Source organism: Bradyrhizobium aeschynomenes (genome assembly GCF_013178945.1).
Classification (GTDB): Bacteria; Pseudomonadota; Alphaproteobacteria; order Rhizobiales; family Xanthobacteraceae; genus Bradyrhizobium; species Bradyrhizobium aeschynomenes.
Map to the genome: position 1 here is coordinate 441,001 of NZ_JABFDM010000002.1, position 26,024 is coordinate 467,024.

The 26,024-nt window shown below is 65.3% G+C and carries 25 protein-coding genes; 7 read left to right on the forward strand and 18 right to left on the reverse strand.

The window, feature by feature from the left end:
* Positions 1-101: 101 nt before the first annotated feature.
* On the reverse strand, positions 102-2,312 hold the full coding sequence (gene purL / locus HL666_RS06715) for a phosphoribosylformylglycinamidine synthase subunit PurL (RefSeq protein ID WP_172131010.1): 2,211 nt from the start codon (positions 2,310-2,312) through the stop codon (positions 102-104).
* A 197-nt stretch (positions 2,313-2,509) separates the two neighbouring features.
* Here purL and HL666_RS06720 point away from each other — a divergent pair, with 197 nt between their 5' ends.
* Positions 2,510-2,992, forward strand: coding sequence for a PaaI family thioesterase (locus HL666_RS06720; protein ID WP_172180529.1), 483 nt, complete (start codon positions 2,510-2,512; stop codon positions 2,990-2,992).
* A gap of 232 nt (positions 2,993-3,224) precedes the next feature.
* Here the strand turns inward: HL666_RS06720 and HL666_RS06725 are convergent, their stop codons facing one another.
* The 6 genes from HL666_RS06725 to purC all read right to left on the reverse strand — a co-directional run bounded on the left by HL666_RS06725 (position 3,225) and on the right by purC (position 8,390).
* Entirely contained in the window at positions 3,225-3,962 is a 738-nt protein-coding gene (locus HL666_RS06725) for a tetratricopeptide repeat protein (protein WP_172180531.1), read from the reverse strand.
* A 247-nt stretch (positions 3,963-4,209) separates the two neighbouring features.
* Positions 4,210-5,490: a DUF1236 domain-containing protein gene (locus HL666_RS06730; protein ID WP_246741499.1), complete on the reverse strand. Its 1,281-nt coding sequence runs from the start codon at positions 5,488-5,490 to the stop codon at positions 4,210-4,212.
* 267 nt (positions 5,491-5,757) lie between these two features.
* Complete coding sequence (locus HL666_RS06735) at positions 5,758-6,330, reverse strand: hypothetical protein (protein ID WP_246741478.1); 573 nt, start codon at positions 6,328-6,330, stop codon at positions 5,758-5,760.
* A gap of 145 nt (positions 6,331-6,475) precedes the next feature.
* Positions 6,476-7,177: a phosphoribosylformylglycinamidine synthase subunit PurQ gene (gene purQ, locus HL666_RS06740; RefSeq protein WP_172180534.1), complete on the reverse strand. Its 702-nt coding sequence runs from the start codon at positions 7,175-7,177 to the stop codon at positions 6,476-6,478.
* Positions 7,178-7,366: 189 nt separating this feature from the next.
* Complete coding sequence (purS, locus tag HL666_RS06745) at positions 7,367-7,609, reverse strand: phosphoribosylformylglycinamidine synthase subunit PurS (protein WP_172113737.1); 243 nt, start codon at positions 7,607-7,609, stop codon at positions 7,367-7,369.
* Between the two features lie 13 nt (positions 7,610-7,622).
* A complete protein-coding gene (gene purC / locus HL666_RS06750; RefSeq protein WP_016843454.1) occupies positions 7,623-8,390 on the reverse strand; it encodes a phosphoribosylaminoimidazolesuccinocarboxamide synthase in 768 nt (255 codons plus the stop codon).
* A 312-nt stretch (positions 8,391-8,702) separates the two neighbouring features.
* Between purC and HL666_RS06755 the strand changes: the two genes are divergently transcribed.
* Complete coding sequence (locus HL666_RS06755) at positions 8,703-9,023, forward strand: DUF1476 domain-containing protein (RefSeq protein WP_172113736.1); 321 nt, start codon at positions 8,703-8,705, stop codon at positions 9,021-9,023.
* Between the two features lie 70 nt (positions 9,024-9,093).
* Here HL666_RS06755 and cynS read toward each other — a convergent pair whose 3' ends face one another.
* The 7 genes from cynS to HL666_RS06790 form a co-directional block, all read right to left on the reverse strand.
* Positions 9,094-9,582: a cyanase gene (gene cynS, locus HL666_RS06760; protein WP_009030685.1), complete on the reverse strand. Its 489-nt coding sequence runs from the start codon at positions 9,580-9,582 to the stop codon at positions 9,094-9,096.
* Between the two features lie 47 nt (positions 9,583-9,629).
* Entirely contained in the window at positions 9,630-10,532 is a 903-nt protein-coding gene (locus HL666_RS06765; RefSeq protein WP_172180536.1) for an ABC transporter ATP-binding protein, read from the reverse strand.
* A gap of 8 nt (positions 10,533-10,540) precedes the next feature.
* Entirely contained in the window at positions 10,541-11,380 is an 840-nt protein-coding gene (gene ntrB, locus HL666_RS06770; RefSeq protein WP_172113734.1) for a nitrate ABC transporter permease, read from the reverse strand.
* 181 nt (positions 11,381-11,561) lie between these two features.
* Positions 11,562-12,947: an ABC transporter substrate-binding protein gene (locus HL666_RS06775; RefSeq protein WP_172113733.1), complete on the reverse strand. Its 1,386-nt coding sequence runs from the start codon at positions 12,945-12,947 to the stop codon at positions 11,562-11,564.
* Between the two features lie 96 nt (positions 12,948-13,043).
* The gene (locus HL666_RS06780; protein ID WP_172131019.1) at positions 13,044-13,919 is read right to left on the reverse strand and encodes a sulfurtransferase; all 876 of its coding nucleotides are present in this window, start codon (positions 13,917-13,919) and stop codon (positions 13,044-13,046) included.
* 49 nt (positions 13,920-13,968) lie between these two features.
* Complete coding sequence (locus HL666_RS06785) at positions 13,969-15,090, reverse strand: acyl-CoA dehydrogenase family protein (protein ID WP_172113731.1); 1,122 nt, start codon at positions 15,088-15,090, stop codon at positions 13,969-13,971.
* Positions 15,091-15,123: 33 nt separating this feature from the next.
* Positions 15,124-15,666, reverse strand: a complete 543-nt coding sequence (locus HL666_RS06790) for an OsmC family protein (protein WP_172113730.1) — start codon at positions 15,664-15,666, stop codon at positions 15,124-15,126.
* Between the two features lie 248 nt (positions 15,667-15,914).
* Here HL666_RS06790 and HL666_RS06795 point away from each other — a divergent pair, with 248 nt between their 5' ends.
* A complete protein-coding gene (locus HL666_RS06795) occupies positions 15,915-16,595 on the forward strand; it encodes a TetR/AcrR family transcriptional regulator (protein ID WP_172113729.1) in 681 nt (226 codons plus the stop codon).
* A gap of 71 nt (positions 16,596-16,666) precedes the next feature.
* Here the strand turns inward: HL666_RS06795 and HL666_RS06800 are convergent, their stop codons facing one another.
* The 4 genes from HL666_RS06800 to HL666_RS06815 all read right to left on the reverse strand — a co-directional run bounded on the left by HL666_RS06800 (position 16,667) and on the right by HL666_RS06815 (position 20,538).
* Positions 16,667-16,882 (reverse strand): hypothetical protein, encoded by a 216-nt coding sequence (locus HL666_RS06800; protein WP_172113728.1) that lies wholly within the window; start codon positions 16,880-16,882, stop codon positions 16,667-16,669.
* A gap of 38 nt (positions 16,883-16,920) precedes the next feature.
* Positions 16,921-18,033, reverse strand: a complete 1,113-nt coding sequence (locus tag HL666_RS06805) for a DUF2336 domain-containing protein (RefSeq protein ID WP_172113727.1) — start codon at positions 18,031-18,033, stop codon at positions 16,921-16,923.
* 207 nt (positions 18,034-18,240) lie between these two features.
* Complete coding sequence (locus HL666_RS06810) at positions 18,241-19,023, reverse strand: hypothetical protein (protein ID WP_246741479.1); 783 nt, start codon at positions 19,021-19,023, stop codon at positions 18,241-18,243.
* A gap of 315 nt (positions 19,024-19,338) precedes the next feature.
* Positions 19,339-20,538: a TrmJ/YjtD family RNA methyltransferase gene (locus HL666_RS06815; RefSeq protein WP_172180539.1), complete on the reverse strand. Its 1,200-nt coding sequence runs from the start codon at positions 20,536-20,538 to the stop codon at positions 19,339-19,341.
* Positions 20,539-20,830: 292 nt separating this feature from the next.
* Between HL666_RS06815 and HL666_RS06820 the strand changes: the two genes are divergently transcribed.
* The 4 genes from HL666_RS06820 (at position 20,831) to ilvD (ending at position 25,937) form a co-directional block, all read left to right on the forward strand.
* Positions 20,831-22,045: an NADP-dependent isocitrate dehydrogenase gene (locus HL666_RS06820; protein ID WP_172113724.1), complete on the forward strand. Its 1,215-nt coding sequence runs from the start codon at positions 20,831-20,833 to the stop codon at positions 22,043-22,045.
* A 347-nt stretch (positions 22,046-22,392) separates the two neighbouring features.
* Complete coding sequence (locus HL666_RS06825; protein ID WP_172113723.1) at positions 22,393-22,902, forward strand: DUF3455 domain-containing protein; 510 nt, start codon at positions 22,393-22,395, stop codon at positions 22,900-22,902.
* 99 nt (positions 22,903-23,001) lie between these two features.
* Complete coding sequence (locus HL666_RS06830) at positions 23,002-23,775, forward strand: hypothetical protein (protein WP_172131026.1); 774 nt, start codon at positions 23,002-23,004, stop codon at positions 23,773-23,775.
* 320 nt (positions 23,776-24,095) lie between these two features.
* Positions 24,096-25,937 carry a dihydroxy-acid dehydratase gene (ilvD, locus tag HL666_RS06835; protein WP_172180541.1) on the forward strand — a complete coding sequence of 614 codons (1,842 nt, stop codon included), beginning with the start codon at positions 24,096-24,098 and terminating at the stop codon, positions 25,935-25,937.
* Positions 25,938-26,024: the final 87 nt, after the last annotated feature.

Sequence of the window (26,024 nt, forward strand, 5' to 3'; positions counted from 1 at the left end):
CCCGGCTTAGCCGATAACTGCGGCTGCGAAGTATGGGTCCCGGATCGGCGTTATGACGGCGCCCCGCGCCGTCATAGCTTGTCCGGAACGACAGCGTTGGCTTATGCGGCGCTACCGCCCATGTAGGCCGGCAGCCAGCTTTCGAAGCGGCTCTTCAGCGCGTCGACCTCGACCGAGGCTTCGCCCGCGATGGCCAGCGCCGTCCCGCCCGTGGTGCCGATCCGCGTGCAAGGCACGTTCGCGCCGCGCATCTTGGCGAGCACGCGGCCGGCTTCGGTCTCCGGCACCGTCACGAGATAGCGCGCCTGATCCTCGCCGAACCAATAGGCATGCGGCACGATCGACGCCGGCGCCGACAGGAGGCGCGCGCCGATGCCGGAGGCCATCGCCATCTCTGCGAGCGCGACCAGCAGGCCGCCATCGGAGAGATCGTGTGCAGCCGTCGCCGTTCCCGCATGGATCATGCCGCGCACGACATCGCCGATCCGCTTCTCGGCGGCGAGGTCGACCGGCGGAGGAGCGCCCTCCTCGCGGCCGCAGACATCGCGTAGATAAACCGACTGGCCGAGCCAGCCGTGGGTCTCGCCGATCAGAAGGATGGCCTCGCCCTCGCCCTTGAAGGCGATGCTCGCCGACTTGGTGAAGTCGTCGAGCAGGCCGACGCCGCCGATCGAGGGCGTCGGCAGGATCGCCCGGCCGTTGGTCTCGTTGTAGAGCGAGACGTTGCCGGACACGACCGGGAAGTCGAGCGCGCGGCAGGCCTCCGAGATGCCCTTCAGGCAGCCGACGAACTGGCCCATGATCTCGGGCCGCTCCGGATTGCCGAAATTGAGATTATCGGTGATGGCGAGCGGCCGGCCGCCGACAGCGGTGATGTTGCGCCAGGCTTCCGCCACGGCCTGCTTGCCGCCCTCGAACGGGTCAGCCTCGCAATAGCGCGGCGTGACGTCGACGGTCAGCGCGAGCCCCTTCGGCCCATCCTGCACGCGCACGACGGCGGCGTCGCCGCCGGGGCGCTGCACGGTGTTGCCGAGAATGACGTGGTCGTACTGCTCCCAGATCCAGCGCTTCGAGCACAGATCCGGCGTCGCGATCAGCTTCTCCAGCGCCGGGACGATGTCCATCGGCGGCTTGACCTCGCGAGCATGGATCACCGGCAGCGCCGGCGAGGCGACATGCGGACGGTCATACAGCGGCGCCTCGTCGCCCAGCTCCTTGATCGGAAGATCCGCCATGACGTCGCCGCCATGCTTGACGACGAAGCGCTTGCTCGGCGTGGTGTAGCCGACGACGGCGAAATCGAGGCCCCATTTGCGGAAGATCGCCTCGGCTTCCTTCTCCTTCTCCGGCTTCAGCACCATGAGCATGCGCTCCTGGCTTTCGGAGAGCATCATCTCGTAGGCGCTCATGCCGGTCTCACGGGTCGGCACGCAATTGAGATCGAGGTCGACGCCGAGGTCGCCCTTGGCGCCCATCTCGACCGCCGAGCAGGTCAGGCCGGCCGCGCCCATGTCCTGGATCGCGATCACGCAGTCGGCGGCCATGATCTCGAGGCACGCCTCCAGCAGCAGCTTCTCGGCGAAGGGATCGCCGACCTGCACCGTCGGGCGCTTTTCCTCGGAGGAATCGTCGAACTCGGCCGAGGCCATCGAGGCGCCGTGGATGCCGTCGCGGCCGGTCTTGGAGCCGAGATAGACGATCGGCATGTTCACGCCGGAGGCAGCCGCATAGAAGATCTTGTCGGCGTCGGCGAGGCCCACCGCCATGGCGTTGACCAGGATGTTGCCGTCGTAGCGGGTGTGGAAGCGAGTCTGGCCGCCCACCGTCGGCACGCCGAACGAATTTCCATAGCCGCCGATGCCGGCGACGACGCCCGAAACGAGATGCTTGGTCTTGGGGTGCTCGGGCGCGCCGAACGACAGCGCGTTGAGGCACGCGATCGGGCGTGCGCCCATCGTGAAGACGTCGCGCAGGATACCGCCGACGCCGGTCGTGGCCCCCTGGTACGGCTCGATGTAGCTCGGGTGGTTGTGGCTCTCCATCTTGAACACGACGGCCTGGCCGTCGCCGATGTCGATCACGCCGGCATTCTCGCCGGGGCCCTGGATCACCCAGGGCGCCTTGGTCGGCAGGCCCCGCAGATGAATACGCGACGACTTGTACGAGCAGTGCTCGTTCCACATCGCCGAGAAGATGCCGAGCTCGGTAAAGGTCGGCTCCCGGCCGATCAGCTTCAGGATGCGCTCATATTCGTCGGGCTTCAGGCCGTGGGCGGCGACGAGCTCGGGGGTGATCTGCGGTTCATTGCGCATGGAGAAATGCCTTTGCCCCGTGGGCCGCTGGTCCCTTGAACCCTGCTTCATAGATACAGAGGCCAAGTGGGAAAAGGCCTTTTACGGCCCTATTCCGCCCTGTCCAGAGCTTTGGCCCGGACCGCCCCGCGGGATATTTGCAGAATGGCGACTGATCGGATTTAAGACGGTAAATCAACAATTAAAGGCCCCCACTCGTGCACGACCTGTCCCGTTCCGCCTTCGAGAACCGCCCCGGTATCCACATCGCCACCGACGGCGAATTCGCCGGCTGGCGCACCTGGATGCGCGACAGCTACGAATCCCACACCGGCCCGTTTTGGCACCGGATGGAGGAGGACGGCTCGATCCGCTGCGCCTTCCGGGTCGAGAAGAAGCACCTCAACGGCGCCGGCAACGTCCATGGCGGCTGCCTGATGACCTTCGCCGACTACTGCCTGTTCGCTTTTGCCGCGCCGATCCTGCAGGGACCGGGCGTCACCGTGTCGTTCTCCTCCGAATTCCTCGACGCTGCGCGGGAGGGCGAATTGATCGAGGCCACCGGCGAGGTCACCCGCGCTGGCGCCTCGCTGATCTTCCTGCGCGGCATGCTGCATTCCGGCACCAAGCCGCTGTTCTCGTTCTCCGGCACGATCAAGCGGGTGAAGCGGCGGACGCCGGAGGCGGCGAGCTCGCCGTAGCGGGAGCCAATAGCTCGCCGTCATTCCGGGGCATTCGCGCGCAAAATGGCGAAGCCATTTTGAAGCAGCGCGAATGAGCCCGGAATCCATAACCCCGAGCGGTGGTTGGGACGGAGATCGGCGCCACGCGCAGCTCGCGACACATGCCCGTTCGTGAGTATGGATTCCGGGCTCGCGCTGCGCGCGCCCCGGAATGACGCGTGGAGGGAGCGTTCGTCGCCAACCGCCCCCGCTACCCCGCGATCTGCTTCTCGGCGATCGCGATCCACTCGGCCTGGGCCTTCCGGACATGGCGCGGGGAGCGCTTCATCTGGATCAGGAGCTCCGTGAAGACCACCTTGGCCTCGTCGACACGCCCGACCGATTTGAGCAACGTGCCATAACGCGCCTTCGTCTCGCTGCTCGGCGCGTAGTCCAGCAGCGCCTGGTATTCCTCGATCGCCTCGTCGGTGCGACCGGCATCCTGCAGAGCTCGTGCGTACAGCAGATGCGCTTCAGCTGAATGGTAGTCCGGCCAGGTCTTCTGTAGGTTGTCGAGCGTCGCCAGCGCATCTGCGGGTCGCCTGCGCGCGAACTGGGCCTTGGCCTTGCCGAGTGCGAACAGCGGCTCATGGCCCATCGGCAGGCTGAGAATGTGGTCGTAGTGCTGCTCGGCCTCGTCATAGCGACCGACGGTCACGCATTCCTCGGCCAGCGCGGCGCGGTTGGCGATCGTGTCGGTGACAGCGACGCGATCCGACAACTCGCGATAGTATTTTTCGGGATCGAGCTTGTTGGCGACGCGCTTGCGCGCCTTCTGCACGTCGTGACTGCCGAGCCATTCGGGGATCAGCTCGACCACAATGTAGGCCAGCGCGCCGATCATCGGCACCATCAGGATGATGAAGGCCCAGGGCTGCATGCGCCCGGTACGCGAGGCATGGTAGATCAGCGAAATGTCGAGCAGCAGTACGACAAGTGCGACAGGCACGGCAGACCCCCCTCACGGCCAGCGTTACACACGCCGACGTTGATAGCGTGGGCGGGCGCGGCCGACAATCCGGCCCGCCGCACCCACCCGATCGACGATGTCGGTTTGACGCGTCCGGGCAACAGAGGGTTCAAACGAAGGACGGAGGCATGTTCGATCGTCGTACGGAACGCCATCCTTCCTATCAAAAAAGGGCGGAAGCGCGTCGCGCTCCCGCCCCTCGAACCGCGAAACTCGCCGCGGGGTGTTACTGCTGCTGGTCGATGACCTGCACCACCTTCTGATCCCGCGGGTCGACCAGAATGACCTGCTCGCCGATCGCAAGATACTGATAGTTCGCGAGCTCCGGATTGGCGCGGGCGAGCTCGTCGGGCACGCGGCGCAAGCTCAGGCAGCTCGATCCGGACGACGTGGAAGACGACGATGTCGTCGAGCCCACGGTACCCGTCTCGGTGGCCGCGCGACGCAGGATCTGGCGCTGATCATCCGACAGCACGATATGGGTCGAGTTAACGCCATAGCCGCCGCGATCATAGCCACGGTCGGCACGCACACCGTTCTGCGGAATCACATCGACGATCTCGCGGCTGCGCGGATCGACGATCGCGATCTCGTCATGCACCACGGTGTATTCGTAGCCGCGATATTCCGGCACGATCGCGATGATGTCGGTCGGAAGCGGACGCGGCCGCACGCGCTCCGGCAGGCGCTCGCCGACATTGATGCGAATGTTGATGTCGGTGCGCGCGCGGTCGAGATCGCGATCACGGCGCAACCGGTCGACGACCTGCGTTCGCTGCTGGTCGTTGACCTGAACCTGGGCGTTGGTGCGGTTGCCGTTCGGCTGGGCCTGATTGTTGGCCTGTCCGGTCTGTTGAGCGGCGCCGGCCGGACCCGTCTGCTGGTTCTGTTGCGCAGTCGAGCTCTTGGTCTCCGCCCCACTGCCACTGGGCTGATTGGCCTGCTTGTTGCGGTCGTTGTCCGGCTTGTCGGAGGCCTTGTCCGCAGCCTTGTCGGACGTGCCGGACTTGCGTTCGTCCTGGCTCTGCCGGGTCTTGTCCTTGTCGGGGCCGTTACGGTCGCTGCGATCCGCCTCGCGGTCGGACTTCCCGCCCGATTTGGATTCTGCGGCACGGTCCTGCTGCGCCTTGGACTCTGCCTTGGATTCGGCCTTGGTCTTGCCGTCTGCTTGCTTGTCGGCCTGCTTGCTGTCGGTCGCCGACTTCGACTCGGCGCTGTCCTTGGCATCGCGGCCGCGCTCGGCGGCTGCACCGCCTTTGCTCTCGGCGCTTTGCTTGGCGTCATGCGCCGAACGCTCGGACGATCGTTCCTGCGCCTGCTCGCGCCCTGAAGTCGACGAAGGCTCGCCGCGACGCTGCTCCTGCGCGCTCTGCTTCGCCTCGGACCCTGCGCGCTCGGCGGCCGCGGCGCCACTCTTCACCTCACCCTTGGCCTCGCCCTTCGCCTCGGCAGCCGGACGCGTCGCCTCGCGCGCCGACGAAGCGGCGGGGCCGCCCTCGCGCTTCATCTCGGATTGGGCCGATGCAGCACCGGATGCCGTGCCGATCGCCAGAATGATTGCGGCCGTTCCCAGCCAATGTTTCGTCGTCATGAGAGAACCTCCTTGGTTCCCTGCCCCATTCGCGGGCGGACAACGCGAACAGCCGCCCGGCGTTGCCGAGCGGCTCAGAAAAATCGCGCGGAACGATTTCGATGAACGGCGCCTTCATCGAAGCCCAGGACCGCGTGCGGGCAAAGATGCGAAGCGTCGCGCTGCGGACCGTTGCGCTTACAGTCACTGCCGCGGCGGCAGCCCGAGCAGAACCAGGACCGGAACGGCAAACTGCGCAAAGTTGGTGGTGCTGCCTTTCTCGCTATCCGCCGAGCTAATCAGGCTCGCACTGCCCTTCACCCCGAACAGCACGCCGCTGACCTGATATTCCCGGGTCCCGTCGGGTGCCACCTTCAGGCGCCTGACACGAAACACCCGCGGCACACCGGTGCCCTTGTCGCCATCGACGCCGAGAATCGTGGTGGTCTGGCCTGGCACGCGCCGGTCCAGCAGCTTGATAGTCTGCTCCTGAGAGGCGCGGAATTGCTCGATCGTCATGGTCGTGTTGGGCGGGTAGAGCCGATAGCTCACCTTCGAACCGGGGCCGCATTTGGCGTCCTCGCACAGGAAGAAGGTCACGTCGGTGCCGTTCGGCCGCTGCGGTTTCCAGCCGCTCACCGCGAACGGCGCAGCGGCGGCCGCGGGCGCTGCCGCCGGTGTCTCAGCCCGAGCCGCGCCAATGCCGGGGACAACCGAGAGCAACGCGGACAAGAGCAGCCAGCGCAGGGCGCGCCCAGTGAGAGGCAGCGTCGACATCAAGGCACCGTCGGGATCGAGGCAGGGGCGGACGTCATGGACATCCGGGAGATGGAGGAACGTCCCGCAACCTCGATCACCAATCGGTCGTTTGTAGGTCCGGCCGGCGAGCGGCCGAACGACACGTGACGGCGTTGCGAGGTGATCAGGCGGCGCGGTCGAGATGCGCGACGAGGCCGGCGAACAGCCCGCGGCCGTCGGTGCAGCCCATGATGTCCTCGACGTGATTCTCGGGATGCGGCATCATGCCGAGCACATTCCCGTTCTCGTTGACGATTCCGGCGATGGAATGCGCCGCACCGTTGATGTTGCTGAGGTCGCCGACCTCACCATCGGCCGAGCAATAGCGGTAGAGCACGCGCCCATCGCCATTGAGCCGCTTCAAGGTCTCCTCGTCCGCCGCGTAGTTGCCCTCGCCATGGGCGACCGGCACGCGGATGACCTGCCCTGCATTGTAGCCGCGGGTGAACGGCGAATCCGAGCGCTCGACGCGCAGATGCACGTCCTTGCAGATGAACTTCAGCCTGTCGTTGCGCATCAGCACGCCCGGCAGCAGGCCGGATTCGCACAGGATCTGGAAGCCGTTGCAGACGCCGAGCACCAATCCGCCCTTGGCGGCGTGATCGCGCACCGCGTCCATCACCGGCGCCCGCGCCGCGATCGCGCCACAGCGCAGATAATCGCCATAGGAGAAGCCACCGGGGACCACCACGAGATCGGTGCCCTTGGGCAGCGACGTCTCGGCGTGCCAGACCATCGCCGGCTCATGGCCGGAGATCATGCGCAGCGCCCGCGCCATGTCGCGTTCGCGGTTGATGCCGGGGAAGACGAGGACGGCGGATTTCATGATCTCTAATTGCTTGCTCGAGGATCGCTCCCTCGCAATGTTGCGAGGGTCTGTGAGTTTGACGAAAACTCCTCGTTCAACGCTCGTGCGTTGCCAAGAAGCTCATCGACTGAGTTTTCGACACGGACCAAATCACGCGAGATCTCCAGCAACAGCTCGTAGACCTCGCGGTGGGTCACGGCCATTGCCCTACCCCAACAGCTCCACCCGGTAATTCTCGATCACCGTGTTGGCTAGCAGCTTGTCGGCGGCGGCCTTCAACGCCGCCTCCGCCTTGGCCTTGTCGGCGCCGGCGAGCTCGATGTCGAACACCTTGCCCTGGCGCACGCTGGCGACGCCGTCGACGCCGAGCGATTTGAGGGCGCCCTCGATCGCCTTGCCCTGGGGATCGAGGATGCCGGTTTTCAGTGTCACCGTGACACGCGCTTTCACGTCTTTGCTTCCCTTAGCTCTTGACCAGGACCGGGCCGGAGCCCGCCGGACGCTCGTTCTCGATGAGGATGCCGAGCCGCTTGGCGACCTCGGTATAGGCTTCCAGAAGGCCGCCAAGATCACGACGGAAGCGGTCCTTGTCGAGCTTCTCGTTCGACTTGATGTCCCACAGCCGGCACGAATCGGGGGAAATCTCGTCGGCGACGATGATCCGCATCATCTCGTTCTCGAACAGCCGACCGCACTCCATCTTGAAATCGACCAGGCGGATGCCGATGCCGAGGAAGAGGCCGGTCAGGAAGTCGTTGACGCGGATGGCGAGCGCCATGATGTCGTCGATCTCCTGGGGCGTCGCCCAGCCGAACGCGGTGATGTGCTCCTCCGACACCATGGGGTCGTTGAGCTGGTCGTTCTTGTAATAAAATTCGATGATCGAACGCGGCAGCTGGGTGCCTTCCTCGATGCCCAGGCGCTGCGACAGCGAGCCCGCGGCCACGTTGCGCACCACGACCTCGAGCGGGACGATCTCGACCTCGCGAATCAGCTGCTCGCGCATGTTGAGCCGACGGATGAAGTGGGTCGGCACCCCGATGTCGTTGAGGTGCTGAAACAGGTACTCCGAGATCCGGTTGTTGAGGACGCCCTTGCCTTCGATCACCTGGTGCTTCTTGGCATTGAAGGCGGTGGCGTCGTCCTTGAAGTGCTGGATCAGGGTGCCCGGCTCCGGACCTTCGTACAGGACCTTGGCCTTGCCTTCATAAATGCGACGCCGACGGCTCATTGGGATGTACCGTGTTTTGTTGAAATCCATGAAATTGGTGGGCTCCGGATGACTTTGGACAGGACCACGACGGAGCTGCCGCGAGGGCCTGGATCCATAGGAAACAGAACAAGAACCGGGCCTGTGGGAAACCTATCCCATTGGTGTCCCGAGCACAATCGATCCAGACCCCGGAGGAGGAGTTTTACCGCCCTTCCCTGCGGCCTCGTGCCCGTTGTATTGACAAGGTGTTCCAATTATTTAGGCGTGCGGCCATCGCCCCGCAACCGCCTCCGCGGTTAACCCTTTTCGGCAACACTGGAAGTTCCGACCATGACCACGTTCGACAAGCGCGAGGACGCGTTCGAGAAGCAATTCGCCCATGACGAGGAATTGAAGTTCAAGGCGGAAGCCCGCCGCAACAAGCTCCTCGGCCTGTGGGCCGCCGAAAAGCTCGGCAAGTCCGGCGCCGACGCCGACGCCTACGCCAAGGAGGTCGTCGCGTCCGATTTCGAGGAGGCCGGCGATGCCGACGTGCTGCGCAAGGTGCTGGGTGACCTCACCGCCAAGGGCGTTGCAGTCAGCGAAGCGGACGTGCGCGCCAAGATGAGCGAGCTGCTGGCCACCGCGGTGGCGCAGGTCAAGGCGGGATAGTGAAAGCAGGCGCATAGCGAATGGGCGAGTAGCGAATAGTGGAGATCGCTACTCGCCATTCGCAACTCGCCTACTCTTCCTTGAAGCCATACTCCGGCACATTGCCGCTGGCGCCGTAGTATTTGTACGGCAGGAACTTGCCCGACATCGTGATCTTGACGCGGTCGCCCTTGGCGTTCGGCAGGCGCTCCATCACCATGTCGAAATCGATCGCCGACATGATGCCGTCGCCGAACTCCTCCTGGATCAGCTCCTTCCACGCCGGACCGTTGATCATCACGAGCTCGTAGAAGCGATAGATCAGCGGATCGGTCGGCGGCATCTGCACGCCCTCGCCGCGCATCGGCGTCTCGTTCAGCATCGCGATCTCGCTCTTCGAGAGACCGAACAGCTCGCCGGCATTGGCCGCCTGCGGCTTGGTCAGCTTCATCTGGCCGAGCACGGCGCCGACGATCAGCACCTCGGAATAGCCGCCGATCTTCTCGCAGATGTATTTCCAGCTCCAGCCCTTCTCGCGCTTGATGTCGAGCAGCTTCTCGGTGAGGTCGGATCGCTTCATGCTTGGTCTCCCTTGATGGGCCTTCGTTGATGGGTTTCCTCTGAGCCTCAGCGCGCCACCGCCTGCGGTGCATCGCTGTCGGCCGCCTTGGACGCCACGATCGTCGGTTCGGTCCGGCCGATCTTCACCACCGGCACCTTGCGCGGATCGTGGTCCGGCGTCTCCGCGGTGAAGGTCTTGCTGCGGCTGACCAGGAAATCGATGATGTGGTTGCGCAACGAATAGTACAGCGGGTGGCGATGCAGGTCGCCGCGCAGCCGGTCCTTCGGCAGCGGGTTCTCGACGATCTCGGCCAGCACCGCGCCGGGTCCGTTGGTCATCAGCACGATCTTGTCGGCGAGATAGATGGCCTCGTCCACGTCATGCGTGATCATGAACACGGTCTGCCCGGTCTCGACGCAGATGCGCCGGACCTCGTCCTGCAGGGTGCCGCGCGTCAGCGCGTCGAGCGCGGAGAACGGCTCGTCCATCAGCATGATCTTCGGCGTGATCGACAATGCGCGGGCGATACCGACGCGCTGCTTCATGCCGCCGGAGAGCTCCGAGGGCCGCTTGTGCTCGGAGCCGGCGAGGCCGACCAACTCGATATATTTGAGTGCATGCGCCTTGACCTTGGCGCGATCCCATCTGCGCCATTTCGAGGAGACCGCATAGGCGACGTTGCCGAGCACCGTCCGCCACGGCAGCAGCGCATGGCTCTGGAAGATGACCGCGCGGTCGAGGCTGGGGCCTTCGATGGCCTGGCCGTCGACGATGACCGCGCCCTCGCTCGGCGCATCGAGCCCGGCGAGAATATTCAGCACCGTGGTCTTGCCGCAGCCGGAATGCCCGATCACGCAGACGAACTCGCCGCGGGCCATGCCGAGCCAGAGGTTCTCGAAGATCGTCGTGCTCCGCGCGCCGTCGTAGCGCTTGGCGATCCCCTCGATGGAGATGAACTTGTCGGTCATGGCACGCCCTACTCCGGAAACGTCACGAGCCGCGACACGCGGGCGAGCATCTGGTCCAGCACCATGCCGACGACACCGATCAACAGGATCGCAATGATCACGTTGGTGATCGAGAGGTTGTTCCACTCGTTCCAGACGAAGTAGCCGATCCCGGTCCCGCCAACGAGCATCTCGGCAGCGACGATGACCAGCCAAGCGATCCCGATCGAGATCCGCATGCCGGTGAGGATCGTCGGCGCCGCCGCCGGCAGGATGACGGTGAAGGCGCGGCGGATATTCCCGACCTCCAGCGTCCGCGCGACGTTGATCCACTCCTTGCGCACGCTGGCGACCCCGAAGGCGGTGTTGATCAGCATCGGCCACACCGAGCAGATGAATATCACGAAGATCGCCGACAGGCTGGAATCCTTGATGGTGTAGAGTGCCAGCGGCATCCAGGCGAGCGGCGAGATCGGTTTGAGGATCTGGATGAACGGATCGAGCGCCTTGCTCATCAAGGGCGACATGCCGATCAGGAAACCCAGCGGAATCGCGATCGCGACCGCGATCAGATAGCCCAGCATGACCCGCCCGAGCGAATAGGCGAGCTGGATGCCGAGCCCCTTGTCGTTCGGGCCATTGTCGTAGAACGGCCGCCGCAGATGCTCCCACAGCTTGGCGCCGATATCGAGCGGGCCAGGCATCGCCGACTTGCCCTGGGTCGCCGTCATGCCCATCAGCTTGGCGTATTCCGGGCTCATGTTGGCGGCCGTCCCGGTGCTGCGCGTGGCAATGTGCCAAGCGCCGAGGAAGACGGCGAGCAAAACGATGGAGACGACCGCGGCGCGGAGGCGGAGTGAGGCGGTCATCAGCAGGCCCACCCACCGCCGTCATCCCGGCGAACGCCGGGATCCATAACCACCGAACTCAGTCGATGGATAAGATTGTCGCTACCGCCCCTGCCACACGACAGGCCGCGGCGCATGGGTCCCGGCGTTCGCCGGGACGACACCATTGACCGGGTCAGCATCGTCGCGCCCATCGCTCCCATCACGATGCCTTCTTGATCTTGAAGCTGGCGACATAGTCGTCCGGCTTGGTCGGATCGAACGGCTTGCCCATCACCGAGAACGACTTGTAGGAGTCCTTCGGCGGGGTGAGGCCCATGTCGGTCATGACCTTGCGGGTGTCGGTTGCGAGATAGATCTGCTCGGCGACGCTCTTGTAGTCGACGTCGCCCTTGATCTGCCCCCAGCGCTTCATCTGCGTGAGCATCCATACCGCGAAGGACTGCCACGGGAAGGGATCGAAATCGACGCGCTTGGGATCCGTTTTCACGCCGCCGAGGCCGTCGGCATAGGTGCCGGTCAGAACCTGCTCCAGCACGGTCACCGGCGCGTTGATGTAGTTGGCCGGAGCGATGGCCTCGGCGATCTGCTTGCGGTTTTCGGCCTTGGACGCGTAGGCAGTGGCATCGACGATGGCGCGGGTCAGCGCGGCGAAGCTGTTGGGCGCCGTCGTAATGAATTCACGGCTGGCGGAAAAGCTGCAGCAGGGATGGCCGTCCCAGATCTCCTTGGACAGGACGTGCAGGAAACCGACGCCGTCATAGATGGCGCGCTGGCAGATGTTGTCGGGCGCGAGGAAACCGTCGATGTTGTCAGCCCTGAGATTGGCGACCATCTCCGGCGGCGGGACCGAGCGCAGCTGCACGTCGGTGTCCGGATCGATGCCGTGCTCGGCCAGGTAATAGCGCAGCAGGTAATTGTGCATCGAATAGTCGAACGGAATGGCGAACTTCATGCCCTTCCAGTCCTTCGGGTTGCGCTTGTCCTTGTGCTTCATCGCAAGCGTAATGCCCTGCCCGTTGATGTTCTCGATTGCGGGCACGGTGAACGGGATCGGCTGCGCCCCGAGGCCGAGCGAGATCGCGATCGGCATCGGCGCCAGCATGTGCGAGGCGTCGTATTCCTTGTTGATGGTCTTGTCGCGGATCACGGCCCAACCGGCGGTCTTGACGACCTCGACGTTCAGGCCGGCCTTTGAATAGAAGCCGAGCGGCGCGGCCATGATGATGGGCGTCGCGCAGGTGATCGGAATGAAGCCGACCTTGAGATCCTTCTTCTCCGGCGTGCCGGCCTCGGCGAAGGCTTCGGTCGCGGTCTTCAGCGGGAAGAACTGCGACACCGCCGCAAGCGCCGTTGCGGCGCCGACCGTCTTCAGGAACGCGCGCCGCGTGGTGACTTCGGGAAACACCGCGCGCAGCACCGCTGACGCGACGACGTTCTCGTAGCGCTTCTCGTGGGAGTCCGCGACCGGCTCACAGCGCAGCGCCAGCATGGCGTGCTCGTGTTCGGCCGGGCTCTGATGCTGGCCGCAGATACAACCGGCATTCACGCGTGAATCGGCATCGAACGGATCATCGAAAATCGACATGTGCTGCGCCCCTTTGTCACACCTGCGCTGTCAGCGCCTTCGAACTGCTCATCCGGCCGCATTTTTCAGCGGCCGGATGTGCATCTCATGCAGCTTCTATGCCGCTTTGCTGGTCATCGCCGGCATCGGCAGACCTTCCTCGATCGGCAGCGACGGATCGCGCGACCACTCGTTCCACGAGCCGAAGTACATGCGCACATCCTTGACGCCGGCATTCTTGAGCGCGAGGAACGTGTTCGAGGCGCGCGCGCCCTTGAAGCAATAGAGATAGACCGGCGTATCCACGGTGATGCCGACAGTGGCGCATTCGGCGAGGATTTCGTCCTTCGACTTGAAGCGCGGACCTTCGCCGGTCGGCTTCATCATACGGTACCATTCGAGCCAGACGGCACCGGGGATGCGGCCCTTGCGCGGGCAGAAATCCTTCCCGTAGGGCGAGGAGGAATCGCCGATCCACTCGTCGACGTCGCGGACGTCGAGGATCGCGATCGCCGGATTGCCGACGGCAGCCAGCATTGCCTTGGCGTCGATCAGGATGCTGCCCGCCTCCGGCACGATGGCGAACGAGGCCTTGGTCGGCGACGGCACATCGGTCGTCACCGGCTTGCCAGCCGCAACCCAGGCGTCGAAGCCGCCATGCAGCACCTTGACCTTGGGATAGCCGAGCATCGTGAGCAGGAAATAGCCGCGGCACGACTGCCCGAAACCGGAGTTCATCGACTGCTCGTAGACGACCGCCGTCTCGGCGCCCGACAGTCCAGCAGCGCCGAAGGCGTCGGCAAATTTCGTCTTCAGCTCCGCGATGCCCTCCGGCGTCGACGTCGCCAGATAGGTGAAGATCTCATGGACGTTCACGGCGCCGGGAAGATGTCCCGCAGCGTAGGCATCGGGATTGCGGGTGTCGATCACGACACACGGCTCGGTCTTGATGAACTCGGCGAGTTCGCCGGCAGTAATCAGAACGTCCGTCATGGCAGGCCTCTCCTGGTTGGGATTTGTTGGTTTGCCGTTCTCGCCGGCGTCAGCCGTCGGCGAGCATCTTGCGGAGCTGCTTGGTCGCGGGAGTCACGATCGCGACGAAGTAGGCCTCGCGCAGGCGGCGTTCGGCGCGATTGCCCTTGAGATAGCCGCGGGCTCCGCAATGGAGCATCGCGGCATGCGCCGCAGCGACGCTGGCCTCGCCGGCACGCAGGCGCAGCGCGACGACCTTGCGCCAATAGGTCTCGTCGGTGTTGAACGGATCGCTGGCGAGCTCAGAAGTTTCCTTTGCGAGCTCGTCGGCGAGCGCATGGAAGTCGACCGGCTGCTGTGGCAGATAGCGGTTGACGTGGCCGAGCGGCGCCTCGACCTCCTGCATGATCTTGATGCAGTCCTTGATCAGCCCGAGCGCCATGCCGGCCTGCAGCAGGATGAAGCCGGCGCGGATCTTCTTGACGAAGGGCCCCGCGGGATCGGCCAGGATCAATTCGTCCGGCACGAACAGGTCGCGAAACTGGATGCCGTAGGTGCCGGTGCCGTCCATCGCCAGGAACGGCTGGCACGGTTGCAGGGTCACCGCCGGGTCGGCGCAGTCGGCGACGAACATCACGATCTCGCCCGGCGCATCCTCGCGCTCGAAGATCGTGCCGAACATGTGGTCAGGCCCGAGATTGGAGACCCAAGGCAGCACGCCGCGCACGACGTAGCCGCCCTCGACCTTGCGCCCCTTCAGCTTGAGCTTCTCGATGCCGAAGAAGCTCTTCATCGGGTTGGACAGACCGGTGCCGCCGAGCAGCCGGCCGCTCGCGGCGTCGTCGAGCAGGCGGTCGACGAGCGCCTGGTTGGTCGAGTTGGCGATGTACCAGACCAGCGTGTTCTGGCACCACGCCATGAAGGCAGAGGCGCCGCAGACCTCACCGATCGCGCCGATGGCGTCGATCGCGCAATTGAGATCCGCCGCACCATTCTCCGGCAGATGGCTGCTCCACGCGCCGACCTCGCCGAAGCGGCGAAGCACGTCGGCCGGATACACCGTCCCGGCGTCGATGCCAGAGGCCAGCGGCGCGAGCTCCTTGCGCGCGATCGCCGTGACCTGCTCCACGGTCGACGGCACGGGCATGACGCCCGCACCATCAACCGCCAGATGCTGTCCGAGTGAACCCATAACGTCCTCCGCTGCCCTGGCCTTGAGGCCGCCTCAGATCCCGACCTCGAGATTGACCGGACGGGTGAAGGTGTTGGCGACCGGCGACCACTTCTTGACGTGATCGATCAGCGCCTTGACCTCCTCCTGCGGAATGCCCTCGCATTCCATGTCGACCTTGACGCGGACGTCGGTGAAGCCGACCGGCTTCTCGCTGACGTCGCCGGTGCCCCAGACCGCGGTGATGTTGAGATCGCCCTCGAGCTCCAGCTCGAGCTTGTTGACGATCCAGCCGCGATGCACGGCATTGGCGTGCAGGCCCACCGCCAGGCAGGAGCCGAGCGCGGCGAGCGAGGCCTCCGACGGATTCGGCGCGGTGTCGTCCCCGAGCAGCCCCGGCGGCTCGTCGACGATGTAGGGCGCGAGGTTGCGGATGTAGTTGGCGTGGCGGAACTTGCCCTCCGCCACGGTCTTGCACTTCAGGGTCTTGATGACCTTGGGGTTAGCCTTGCCGTTGACGATGAGCTGTTCGAGCCCGTTCTTGTCGATGGGTGCGAGGCAGCCCGTCAGGGCCGTCTTCTGAACCACAGCGGTCATCTCATTTCTCTCCCTGGGATCGAGGATACCGAACGGTCTGTTTCCTGCACGAAGCGTGCCAGCGCCCCAGGAATTCAAAAGGCGGAATGATCCTCGCGGTTTAGGCGATCGTGGCGAAAAGCGCCCACCCCGCGCCTGCCCAAGTGCGATGCAGAATGCTGCCGGCCGCGATCAAATTACGCGCAACGCTGCCTCGGCGGCATCGGCAGTCTTGCTGACTCACGCGCACAGCGACTAAGCTCGTGCGCATGGGCAAGTCAGCTGCGGGCAAACAAATCGGCAAGAAGCAGGCGATCGCGCGGACGATCTCCGCCGGCGATGACGAATCCGCGCGGGGCCGGCTGCTCGGTGCAGCGACGCGGCTGTTCTGCAAGAACGGCATCAACGCCACCGGCATCGATGCCATCATCAGCGAGGCGGGCACGGCGAAGACCACGCTCTACAAGCTGTTCGGATCGAAGACCGCGCTCGTCACCGCCGTGCTCGAAAGCGAGGGCAAGCAGTGGCGCGAGTGGTTCATTGCCGAGATGGAGAGCGGCGGCGGCGATGCCGAGACCAAGCTGGCGCGCATCTTCCCGGCGCTGAAGAGCTGGTTCAGCGAGGAACGCTTCTACGGCTGCCCCTTCATCAATGCGGTCGGCGAGCATGACAAGGACCAGAAGCAGTTCCGCACCATCGCGATGCGCCACAAGAAGGTAGTGCTGGCGCATATCGAGAAGCTTGCCCGGGACATGGGCGCCGTGGAGCCCGAGAGCTTCGCGCACCAATTGGCGCTTCTGATCGATGGCGCGATCGTCGCGGCGATGGTGTCGCGCAATCCGGAGGTCGCCGACACGGCGGGCCTCGCCGCCAGTGCGCTGTTCGAGCCCGCGAAGCTGAAGGCGGGGAAGCGCGGCAGCAAGACGGATCCGCAGCTCGCCGCCGTCTGAGCAGACTTGCTCTTGCCTACTTCGTCTGCCTACTTCGTCTGCCTATTTCGTTTGCCTGTTTCGTCGTCGCGCTAGCGGAAGTAGTCGATCACCAGCTTCTGGTCGGCGTGGTCCGCGACGGCGCCATTCAGGCTTGCGTCGATCACGCGCCGGCAGGCTGCGACGGTTGCCTCATCGCCGAGCTCATTGGCCGCTTCGAGCACATGCCAGGCCGCATCGACCGCCGCACGGTCCGCAGGCGCATCGCGACGAACGAGCCCTCGCCCACCGCGAGATTGGAATCCCATGCCATTCATCCGCGACCACCTCGTCCTTGGCTTCCCGGTCAATGCGCGAGCGCGCGCTGCTCGCGTCCGCCCTTGGCGGAGTTCTTGCGCGACTGATAGAAATCGATGACGCTGCGCGACGCCTGCACGTCGAGCCGCGCATAGTCGCGCTCCAGGTCCTGCAGCTCGCCCGCCGTGATGCGGTGATCGCGCGCGCCGAGAAAGGCGAGCGCCATCGTCGTGTCCCAGCCGAAATGCAACGCCTTGGCCAGCATCAGCAGCATCTCGCGGTTGCGGTCGAACAGAGCCCGCTCGACGACGTCGACCGGAAGGCCCGACAGCAGCGCGAGGCCGATCGTCACCTCCTCGACCTTGTGCGCGGTCGCATATCCGGCAATGCTGCTCTCGTGCAGATTGCCGAGGCGATGCTGGATCGAGACAGTGCGCTTGGCGACGAAGTAGTTGCGTGAACCCGGGCCGAATTTCGATTGCAGGTCGCCCGCGATGTTGGCCACCGAGCTGTGGATCTCGCCGAGCAGCTCCGGCCGCTCCCCTGCCAGCCGCTTGCCGACGTCGTCCGAAGCCTTGGCGATCAGTTGCTGGAACAGGTGACGCGGGATGTCGAGCCGCCGGCCGAGGTGCTCGGCGAGGATCGAATCGTTCTCTGCCCGCTGCACCATGTGCAGGAAACCGGCACCGGAAAACTGTGCGCCGTGATTGCGCGCCACCGCCGTGGCGACGTCCCGATTGCCGCGCGTCGCCAGCACGTCGGTGACCGCCGGGCTCAGCGTCTTGCGCTCGGCGATGGCGAGCAGATGCTCCTGGCTCTTGGTGCTGGCGTTCTCGACCAGCGTGGCATCGTCGAGACGTTCGGATTCGCGCAGCACCGGGCCGGCGACCCAGATCTCGTCATCGAAGGCGAGCTTGCGGATGACGCTGGCCGGTGAATATTCGATCCTGGCGAGACGATCAGCGAGTTTGGCACGCGCTTCGACCTCGATCTCATCGGCCAGCCGGCCGATGACCTCGCCGAAGGTGGCGATCTCCTCCTCGCAGTACCGTCCCGCGATCAGCAGGTCGGTCGCATGCCAGAGCGCGCGCTCCCGGCTGTCGGCGGTCCCCCGCGCGATCGCATCCTCGAGGTCCCGCAACACCGATCTGGTTTCGTTCATGATGAAAGGCCGCACCGCTGCAAAGATGGAAGGGCAATGCGCAGATCATACCGTTCGAACCCGAGCGTTCCGTAACCCGCGCCGTGCGGATTTGACCGGGCATTTTCACTCAAATGCGCACGCGCGCGTTAAGCATGCGGCCGGCAATCAGGTCGCCGCGGGACTTGCCGGGCCTATTGTTCTTCCCGCGCGAGCGACGCATGACGCTTACGGCATGACACGGAGCGCGCGCGTCTCCGCCTCGGCGACCGACCGTTCGCGCGATGTCCAAGGACATTCGGCGACAGCCCGGTCGATCAATTGCATGGCGTCACGCTCGCGACTCTGGTCGAGCATCAGCTCGCCGGCGAAGAAGCTCGCCTCGCAACGCCGTGCCTTGCGCCTGGCAGGAGCACCGCGATCTGCCGCCGCAAGCACAGCCTCTGCCGTCTCCTGCCCGAGGAAGAGGCGGACGATCGGTGCCGGCCATTTGCTCATGTCGAGCCGCTTCGCGTGGTCGGCGAGCTCGCTCGGCAGGCCGGCGCGGCGGCGGGCCAGATCCAGCCACAGGGCCGCCTCGGCATTGTTGGGATCGATCTCGCTGAGCCATCTGAAGTCGTCCTGCGACTGCTCCAGGAGACCTGCCTGGAAGCTTGCGATGCCCAGCGCGCGATAGGCCTTCGCCCGGTAGCCGTTGCGGCCGAATGCCCGCCCGAAACCCGACCCCGGCTGCGGCTCGCTCTCGCGCAGATCAGGAGCCGCGCGATCGAATGCGGCAAGAAGACCGGCCGAGGACTGCTCGATGACGATCTTGTAGTCGTCGATCGCATGCTCGACATCTCCCTTGCTGAAGTAGGCGCCGGCACGCGCGAAACGGGCTTCGATCACCTGCGGCGTCGCCGGCTTGCCGTGCTCGATCACGACGGTGCATCCAGCGATGCGCTCGTCGGCGCCGAGATCAGCCGCGGTCGTGCAACGCTTCGCGGCCGCTGCGTGGGCGCTTGCCGACAAGCCGAAGACCGAACCGATGATCAACGCACAACACAAAAACGAATGCCATCGTCGCGTAGCCATGAACGCCCCCTTAGATCTTGCTCTTTGTGCTGCGATCTAATCAGAACCGATCGGATGAGCCACAATCTGCAATTGCGTTCACCAAACATCGTTCAGCACGTGTAAACGGGATCGCAGACTCGGGCGAGCGGGCGCGAGATGAAGTTGCCAGGGCCGTGTGAGCCACGCGACAACTCAATCGACGATTGCGCGTGATGGACGGACGCGCGGAGCCCTTGGTAGCCGCCACGCGGCTCGCGATCAGCGGCTCGGCTACTTGGTCTCGGCGATCAGCCCCTGCAACCGCACCAGCTCGGCTTCCAGATTGCTCTCGACATCAGCCGCCTTCACCTCGGTGACGCGATAGTCGCGGCTTTCCAGCCAAGCCCGCCGTGCGCTGCGGTCGGCGACCACGCCCTCGCTCTCGTCACTCCCCACCAGCTCGATCGCGAGGCGGTGGATGAAGGAGACGAAGTCGGGGATGTGGCGGCCGACCGGGGTCTGGCGCTTGAACTGGCCGGCGAAGCGGCGGTCGCGCGACAACGCATGCCACAACGCGCGCTCGGCGTCGGTCGGGTTGCGGCGGAGCAGCCGGGCGAGCCCGCGCAGCGAGCCGCGCGAATCCGGCAGGTTGGCGACCGTGCCCTGCTCGGCGATCAGCGCCCGCAAGCGGGTCGCCTGCTCGCTGTCGAGCACGCCGCCCTTGGCCGGCCCCTTGCGCCCCTCGGCGATCGCCATGATCACACCGTGCAGCGTGTGGATGTCCTGCCGGCTCGGCTCCATGCGGAAGAAGATGTTGCGCAAATTGACCAGCATGGTCTCGCGCTTCTCGGCCGGCCGGAGGAATTCGACCCGATCGAGTTCGCGCACAAGGTTCTCGAAGAACGCCTCCATCTGCCCCTGGCTGGAGCGCTCGGAGCGTTCGGGCATCGCGAACGGCAGCGCGCCCGCGGTCACCAGCTTGAACCATTCGTAGCCCATCAGCAGCACCGCCTGGGCGAGGTTGAGCGAGGCGAAGCCCGGATTGACCGGATAGGTGACGATGCGGTTGGCGCGGGCGACCTCCTCGTTGGTGAGGCCCGCCCGTTCGCGGCCGAACAGGATGCCGGCCCGGCCGCCGGCCGCGATCTGGCCCTGCATCTCCCTCGCGGCCGCCTCCGGCCCCATTACCGGCTTGGCCTGGTCGTGGGAGCGCGCCGTGGTCGCGAATACCAGATCGAGATCGGCGATCGCCTCCGGCAGGGTGTCGAACAGACGGACATGATCGATGATGTGGTCGGCCCCCGCCGCGGCGCGCTGGGCCGCGATGTTCGGCCAGCCGTCGCGGGGATTGACCAGGCGCAGCTCCGACAGCGCGAAATTGCCCATGGCGCGCGCGGCCATCCCGATGTTCTCGCCGAGCTGCGGCTCGACCAGGACCACCACCGGGCCTGCGATCTCAAGTCCCACCTTCGTCTTGTCGGTGCCCGACACGATTGCCCCTCAACTTCCACGTCACGTTAACAGCGCCGGCGTGGCGCCCTGCCCGATCCGTTGGCCCGGCTGCCGGGAATTCTCAAGTAAAATAACTGGCTTAGCCAAGAATTTTACGGTTTGCGCAAAACGGGAGGGGGCGAGGCGTCGATGGCATGGCAGGGCTACGAAAATCGGCACCGGGCGCCTACCGGCTCGGCTTCCGCCCGCGATGCAGCAGTGCTATGACGCGCTTGATTTCACAAGCGCTTTCCATTCCTGGCGCGCTGTTCCCAAGAAGGCCCCATCGATCATGGCAAAAATCAAGGTGACCAACCCGGTCGTCGAGCTCGACGGCGACGAGATGACCCGGATCATCTGGCAGTACATCAAGGACAAGCTGATCAACCCCTTCCTTGACATCGATCTGCAGTATTTCGACCTGGGGATGGAGAGCCGCGACAAGACCAACGACCAGATCACGATCGATGCCGCCAACGCCATCAAGAAGGTCGGCGTCGGCGTCAAGTGCGCCACCATCACCCCGGACGAAGCCCGCGTGAAGGAGTTCGGCCTCAAGGAGATGTGGAAGTCGCCGAACGGCACCATCCGCAACATCCTCGGCGGCGTCGTGTTCCGCGAACCGATCATCTGCAAGAACGTGCCGCGCCTGGTCCCCGGCTGGACCAAGCCGATCATCATCGGCCGCCACGCCTATGGTGACCAGTACCGCGCCACCGACTTCAAGTTCCCCGGCAAGGGCGTGCTGACGATGAAGTTCGTCGGCGACGACGGCACGGTGATCGAGAAGGAAGTCTTCAAGGCTCCCGGCGCCGGCGTGGCGATGGAGATGTACAACCTCGACGAGTCGATCTACGACTTCGCCCGCGCCTCGCTCAACATGGGCCTCGCCAAGAACTATTCGGTCTATCTGTCGACCAAGAACACGATCCTGAAGGTCTATGACGGCCGCTTCAAGGACATCTTCCAGGAAGTGTACGACAAGGAGTTCAAGGACAAGTTCGAGGCCAAGAAGATCACCTATGAGCACCGCCTGATCGACGACATGGTCGCCGCGGCGCTGAAATGGTCGGGCGGCTATGTCTGGGCCTGCAAGAACTATGACGGCGACGTGCAGTCCGACACCGTGGCGCAGGGTTACGGCTCGCTCGGCCTGATGACCTCGGTGCTGATGACGCCGGACGGCCAGACCGTCGAGGCCGAGGCCGCCCACGGCACGGTGACCCGCCACTTCCGCGAGCACCAGAAGGGCAAGGAGACCTCGACCAATTCGATCGCGTCGATCTTCGCCTGGACGCGTGGCCTGTCGCACCGCGCCAAGCTCGACAACAACGCCGAGCTTGCCAGGTTCGCCACCACCCTGGAGAAGGTCTGCGTCGACACCGTCGAGTCCGGCTACATGACCAAGGACCTCGCGCTCCTGGTCGGCGCCGACCAGCGCTGGCTGTCGACCACCGGCTTCCTCGACAAGATCGCCGAGAACCTGACCAAGGCGATGGCGGCGTAAGTTTCGCCACTTTCGCCTTTCGGTTTCACCAATTTGCCACGGGCCGCGCCACAAGCGCGGCCCGTTTTCATGTGCAGGCCCCGAGGACGTGCCATGCAGTCCAAGCCCCGGCGGCAGTGCGCCTCCTCTCCCCGTTCTTCACACCGCAAAGGGCGGGAGGTTGCAGCGCGCTTGCTGACCGAGATTGCCACAATCAACAGCGGCCATCGTCACCGCGGGTATGAGGACATTTTGCCCACGTACACGCGCGTGATCTCACTTCCGCCTTCGCGATCACCAACGATCAGCGAGGCCGTGCCATAAGCGCGACCCGTTTCCGTTTTTGGTTGTCTTTGAGGGAATTCACCATGCGCGAGATCCCGACGGTGTCGCTGTTGTTGCTGCTTTGCGCTCTGGGCGGCGCTGCCCAGGCGGCCGAAACTGCGATCCCCGATGCCCTGATCGCGGCTGGCGAGAAGCCGGCGCTGACGCTGCACGCCGAGGGTGCCCAGGTCTACGAATGCAAGACCGGCCAGGATGGCAAGCTCGCCTGGGCCTTCCGCGAGCCGATCGCCACCCTGTTCGCGGACGGCAAGACCGTCGGCCGCCATTACGCCGGCCCGAGCTGGGAGCATCAGGACGGCTCGATTATCGGCGGCCGTGTGGTAGGGACCGCGGTCGGCGCCAGCGACAACGACATCCACTGGCTGAAGCTCGCCGTGGTCTCGCATCGCGGCGGCAAGGGCGTCCTGTCCGAGATCACCGCGGTGCAGCGGATCAACACCTCGGGCGGCAAGCTCGAGGGCGCCTGCGAGACCGCCGGACAGCTCCGCAGCATCGCCTACGCCGCCGACTACGTCTTGCTGCGCAAGGAGTGAGCGAATGGGACCGCGCCTCGCCGGAAGAGCACGCGCGCATGTCCCAGGTCCGGCGACCCTATGCGCCTCGATCCCGCCGCAAGCCACGGAGGGGGGCTGATGACGTCGCCGCTCACCGACTGGCCGCGTCCGCATTACGTTGCGGGCGGCCCCAATGCCTTCCTCTGCTATGTCGTCTATGGCTGGGTCGACATCGATCGCCCGTTCTCACGGGGGACCTATCGATCGCGCGGCCTCCCCGAGGGCCTCGATCTCATGGGCTACGGCCCGACCGTCCAGCCCATGGTGGTGTCGCGCTTTCGCACCGGCTACGCCTGGGGCAGGCTCGTCGCACAGGATCCTGATCTGGCCGCGGTCGTCGCCGCCCAGGACTTCTGCCTCGTCGTCAGGGGCGACGTCACCGATCCGCCGACGCTGAGCTATTTCCGCGACGTCATCGGTCTCCTGACCTTCTGCCTGGATGCCGGCGGGGTCGCGATTTACGACCCGCAGATCCTGAAATGGTGGAGCCCGGCAGAGTGGCGGGCGCGGGCGTTCGGCGTCGGACATTGCGAGCCGCGGCAGCACGTCGTCACATTCGTCTCGCCGGAGCAGGACGGCAGCGCGTGGTTTCACACCCGCGGCATGCGCAAGTTCGGCCGTCCGGACGTCAGCATCCACGGCGTCCGCGCGGAGCACCGCGCCGCCATCATCGACCTCGTCAACCGCTTCATCGACCTGCTGGCCTTCGGCGGCCTGGTGCACGACGGCCAGGAGATCCGCATGAGCACGCTGCCGGCCGGGATGACCTGCTGGCGTCGGGGCTCGGAGGAAGACCCTTCCTTCAGCAACGAGCATCTCGAGATCGAGTGGCCCGGCGGCAAGAGTTGTTAGCCACGCGCTGCTAGCCCCAACCTCCTCAGCGCGCAGATGCGCGGACGCGGCAATCACCAGGAATAGCAGCGGCCCCAGCTGAAGCGCTCGATCAGCGCCAGCACTCCGATCAGCATGAAGAAGACGCCGGCCAAGCGGCACCTCCGGCAGCGCGACGAGGCCCCCGGCCCTGCCCCCAAGGCATCCCGGAACAGCAAAATTTAGGGTCGAATCGTCAAGGACTTCGCTGTATGCCTCCGGCATCTTTTGCCGCCCGTCCGGCCGTCGCGGCCAGCCGCCCCGCCTGCCGGACCAACGTTGCCAGTCCCGAGGAACCGCCGATGCCCGCCTATCGCTCCCGCACCTCCACCCATGGCCGCAACATGGCCGGCGCCCGCGGCCTGTGGCGGGCCACCGGCATGACCAACGAGGATTTCGGCAAGCCGATCATCGCCGTCGTCAACTCCTTCACCCAGTTCGTGCCGGGTCATGTTCACCTCAAGGACCTCGGCCAACTGGTGGCGCGCGAGATCGAGAAGGCCGGCGGCGTCGCCAAGGAGTTCAACACCATCGCGGTCGATGACGGCATCGCGATGGGCCATGACGGCATGCTGTACAGCCTGCCGTCGCGCGAGCTGATCGCCGACAGCACGGAATACATGGTCAACGCGCATTGCGCCGACGCCATGGTCTGCATCTCCAACTGCGACAAGATCACCCCCGGAATGCTGATGGCCGCGATGCGGCTCAACATCCCCGCCGTGTTCGTCTCGGGCGGACCGATGGAGGCCGGCAAGGTCAACATTCAAGGCAAGCTGCGCAAGGTCGACCTGATCGACGCCATGATCACGGCCGCCGACGACAAGGTCTCGGACGCCGACGTTGAGGTGATGGAACGCTCGGCATGCCCGACCTGCGGCTCCTGCTCGGGCATGTTCACGGCGAACTCGATGAACTGCCTCACCGAGGCGCTCGGCCTGTCGCTGCCCGGCAACGGCTCGGTGCTCGCCACGCATGCCGACCGCAAGGGCCTGTTCGTCGAGGCCGGCCACCTGATCGTCGACCTCGCCCGCCGCTACTACGAGCAGGACGACGCCTCCGTGCTGCCGCGCAACATCGCCAACTTCAAGGCGTTCGAGAACGCGATGAGCATGGACATCGCGATGGGCGGCTCGACCAACACCGTGCTGCATCTGCTCGCCGCCGCGCATGAGGGCGAGATCCCCTTCACCATGACCGACATCGATCGCCTGTCCCGCAAGGTCCCCTGCCTGTGCAAGGTCGCGCCGGCCGTGGCCGACGTGCACATGGAGGACGTGCATCGCGCCGGCGGCGTGATGGGCATCCTCGGCGAGCTCGCCCGCGCCGGCCTGCTGCACACGGAATTGCCGAGCGTGCATTCGGCCTCGCTGGCATCAGCGCTCGAGCGCTGGGACATCCGCAGCACGGCCAGCGAGAGCGTGAAGAACTTCTACATGGCCGCGCCCGGCGGCGTGCCGACCCAGATCGCCTTCAGCCAGGACCGCCGCTATCAGGAGCTCGATCTCGATCGCGAAAAGGGCTGCATCCGCGACATCGACCACGCCTATTCCAAGGACGGCGGCCTCGCCGTGCTGACCGGCAACATCGCGCTGGACGGCTGCATCGTGAAGACCGCCGGCGTCGATGCCTCGATCCTGAAATTCGCAGGCCCCGCGCGCGTGATGGAGAGCCAGGACGCGGCGGTCGAGGCCATCCTGACCAACAAGATCAAGGAAGGCGACATTGTCGTCATCATCTATGAAGGCCCGCGCGGCGGCCCCGGCATGCAGGAGATGCTGTATCCGACGAGCTATCTGAAGTCGAAGGGCCTCGGCAAAGCCTGCGCGCTGATCACCGACGGCCGCTTCTCCGGCGGCACGTCGGGCCTGTCGATCGGCCACGTCTCGCCGGAAGCCGCCGAAGGCGGCCTGGTCGGCCTGGTGCAGGACGGCGACCGCATCGAAATCGACATCCCCAACCGCACCATCCATCTCGCGGTGTCCGACGCCGAGCTGGCCCAGCGCCGCGCCGCGATGGAGGCCAAGGGCGATCGGGCGTGGAAGCCCAGGACGCGCGCCCGCAAGGTCTCGACCGCGCTGAAGGCCTATGCGGCATTCGCCTCCAGCGCCGCCAAGGGCGCGGTGCGTATCGTCAAGGATTGACCACGACTACTTAGTTCCTGACGGAAACGACATCCCCCGGGCGGCGGCCGGGACGAACGCAATCGACGCGAGGAGATGGATACGGAC